Source organism: Arachidicoccus sp., assembly GCF_050436765.1.
Classification (GTDB): Bacteria; Bacteroidota; Bacteroidia; order Chitinophagales; family Chitinophagaceae; genus Arachidicoccus.
In genome coordinates, this window is the sequence record NZ_JBNQGD010000005.1 from 1 (window position 1) to 2,308 (window position 2,308).

General features: G+C 38.5%; 2 protein-coding genes. Both read left to right on the top strand.

Annotation, left to right across the window (positions count from 1 at the left end; genetic code table 11):
• The first annotated feature begins 236 nt into the window (after positions 1–236).
• Entirely contained in the window at positions 237–659 is a 423-nt protein-coding gene (locus ACQR30_RS00280; protein ID WP_429729612.1) for a hypothetical protein, read from the top strand.
• A complete protein-coding gene (locus ACQR30_RS00285) occupies positions 623–2,125 on the top strand; it encodes an FMN-binding glutamate synthase family protein (protein ID WP_429729615.1) in 1,503 nt (500 codons plus the stop codon). The genes ACQR30_RS00280 and ACQR30_RS00285 overlap by 37 nt, the downstream gene beginning before the upstream one ends.
• Positions 2,126–2,308 lie beyond the last annotated feature (183 nt).

Here is a 2,308-nt window from a genome sequence, read left to right on the forward strand (position 1 = left end):
ATGAAGGATTAAATGTATAGAAAAATGGGAACATTTCATCATTTTCATTTTTTCTTATTATTTAAAAAGAATTTGTCGTGAACAAATCTTAGCCCTTACATTTCAAAAGCACTAAAAGCCCCCTTCTGGGCTTATGATCAATTTCTCTTACCTTTAGAAACCATAAGTGATTTCTATCAAGCATAAAGCATTGCAGTTATTTACTGTTTCTTTCTCAAAAAAAACAAATGCATTCTATGAATAAGAGCATCCTACCGGTCATAAAACATAAATTGAAAACTTTGAGTGTCAAAAGAGCCTGGGTAGGGACAAGAGACACGCTAAACGCCTTTTTAAATACCGGTCAGGAAGGGAAAAATATCGAATGGATTACTGTAAGACAAGAGGAAGATGCCACTTTTTCTCAATATGCATCGGCTCAATTGATAAGAGATATTACCGTCTCCACTCGAAGCACTGGTCTTGGCACCTTATATTATTTTGCCAACGACTTGTATAATGCAAAAAAAGGGAGTTGCATTGGCGATTACCCGGCACACTCTGTTTTTCGCGCTCTTGGCAAAAGTCATTGGACACGATCAACACCTATTTTAAATAATTACCCTCTCAATCAAAATATATCATGTCAAAAAAGAGCTTCTTTATTGCTTGCATACTAGCCATGGGACTAATAGCCGTGCTCATGTTTGCCGCAGCTATCAGTTGGATATGGCTTTCAGTCATTTTGTTTCCTCTTATATGCTTGGGTATTTACGATCTAATGCAAAAAAAGAATAGCGTCATACGTAACTTCCCGATTATTGGACATATGCGATATCTATTAAAAGATATTGGCCCGGAATTACATCAATATTTTGTTGAAGATAATACTGATGGGACACCTTTTAATGCAAATGAAAGAAACTACGTGGAAAGCCATGCTACCAAGAACTTAGAAAACCATCCTTTTGGGACAGAACTAAATATCTACAAAAAGAATTATGATTGGATGGAGCATAGCATTTATGCTGCACCCAAATTGAAAGACTTCCCTCGTGTAACTATTGGTGGTCCAGCCTGCAGCCAGCCTTATTCCGCCAGCATTTTTAATATCTCCGCGATGAGCTTCGGTTCACTTTCCCCTAATGCCATTAAAGCCTTGAACTTGGGTGCCAAAGAAGGCGCTTTTTTTCACGACACCGGCGAAGGAGGCATTTCCAAATATCATAGAAATGGCGGAGATTTAGTATGGGAAATAGGAACTGCCTATTTTGGCTGTCGCACCAAAGAAGGAAAATTTGATGCTATTCAATTTCAGGAAAAAGCTAAGTGGCCGGAAGTCAAAATGATTGAGATAAAAATAAGCCAAGGAGCAAAACCGGGACATGGCGGCATATTACCTGCGGCCAAAAACAATCAAGAGATTGCTGACATCAGAGGTATAAAGCCTAATACAGATGTGATCTCACCTCCTTCACACACCACTTTTAGTAATGCAAGAGGGCTCTGTTTTTGGATGAAACAATTAAGAGAATTAAGTGGGGGGAAGCCTATAGGCTTCAAACTTTGTATCGGTAGCCAGCAAGAATTTATTGACATCTGCGAACAAATGTTGACAACAGGAATCTTAGCAGATTTTATAACGGTAGATGGTGCGGAAGGCGGCACAGGCGCTGCACCTATCGACTTCTCCGATTCGGTAGGTATGCCATGGGAACCGGCTTTGGTATTTGTGTGTGATACCCTTAAAAAATTTGGACTAAAAGAAAATATTAAAATCGTTACTGCAACCAAGATCATCTCGGCATTTGATATTTTCAAAGCAATATGTTTAGGTGCAGACATCTGCAATTCTGCTCGTGGAATGATGTTTGCCTTGGGTTGTATTCAATCCCTAAAATGCCACACCAATAAATGCCCTACTGGTGTTGCTACACAAAAAGACAGTTTAGTAAGGGGGCTCGTCCCTGAAGAAAAATGGAAACGGGTAAAAAACTACCACCACGAAACGCTTAACGATTTTCTAGATCTCCTAGTTGCATCCGGCTGCACAGAAATCTCACAACTCAATCGCAAAATCATTCATAAACAAATGGGCACGGAAGAAAAGACCTTTGCCGAAATTTACGAAATAAAATATACGTAAAACGGAATTCAATTCTAGCCTTTTCTATTAGGCTAAAAATTCTTTATTTGATAAGGCGGATACAAAACAGCGTAAGAATTATCTTTCTGACTCTCCAGTTATGTGCATAAGGACTATCCGAACTGTTATTTCCTGACTTTGACACCATCATATTTATATAATATATAAATCTCTAATCATTAT

What these genes read in the sequence shown, in the direction of transcription:
- ACQR30_RS00280 (WP_429729612.1), top strand. Translation starts at nt 237, where the DNA reads ATGAATAAGAGCATCCTACCGGTCATAAAACATAAATTGAAAACTTTG.
- ACQR30_RS00285 (WP_429729615.1), top strand. Translation starts at nt 623, where the DNA reads ATGTCAAAAAAGAGCTTCTTTATTGCTTGCATACTAGCCATGGGACTA.